Below are 900 nucleotides of genomic sequence, written 5' to 3'. Positions count from 1 at the left end.
AGCTTGTTTAAGCCTCTATAATCTCGGTTCATGTACACCGATTACCCTATTATAAGTCTTTATCGACTAATAAACGAGCGTGAACGCAACAACGACCGCCACGATAAACGCGGCGATCGTTGTTAAATGAATGGGCCGCCGAAGCAACCACTTCTATAGCTGATAAATCCAGCTTCTACTTCCCAAAAAGACTCCGCTGTCTACTAATCATATAACCTATTATACCGAAGTTACGTTTCGGCGCCTAGCAACGATGTCAAATTACCACGATATAGCAGCTTCAGCTTATGCAAGGCACGTGTGCATCCAACATATAGGAGCTTCGCATCAATTCGGTCATATGCATTTTCGCCAGCATCAGCAATTAGAACCGCATCAAACTCCAGCCCCTTTGATAAATAAACAGGTACTACAGAAAGACCGCCGCCATAAGCCGGCTTCTTGCTTTGAACGATAGATGCTTTTAAGCCTTTATCAATCAAATGCTGATAGATTTCTTCGCACTCCAAAGCCGTACGACCGATAACGGAAAYCGTCTCATACTCGCCTTTCGCTTGCCATTCGCGAACATTAGCTTCAATGGCTTCCAACCATTCCTCGTTCGCAACTGCCTCTGTCACAACTGTATCACCACTTCTGAATACAGGAATGGCTGGCTTTACGCCACCCGTCATTTCACCTAATATTCTGTTGGCGAATTCGATAATTTCCATCGTCGAACGGTAGCTCCTGTTCAGTTCGAAATAACCGATCAGCTCATCGTCGAACAACGTCGTTAACTCCGACCAGCTTTGAACGCCGGCATAGGCGTGAATTCCCTGCTGCAAGTCACCAAGCACAGTCATCGATGCCGTACGTTGACATAAACGTAGTACTTCAAGCTGGAACGGTGAATAATCC

General features: G+C 45.7%; 1 protein-coding gene. It reads right to left on the bottom strand.

The window, feature by feature from the left end; genetic code table 11:
- Positions 1-230 precede the first annotated feature (230 nt).
- Positions 231-900 (bottom strand): ATP-binding domain-containing protein (locus AC1DWN_RS34440; RefSeq protein ID WP_477563295.1); only part of this gene is annotated, 670 nt, incomplete at its 5' end.

This window comes from Paenibacillus sp. P4_A7 (assembly GCF_056402455.1).
The sequence above is the reverse complement of the archived record's forward strand: the minus strand, read 5'-3'. Positions and strand labels throughout refer to the sequence as shown.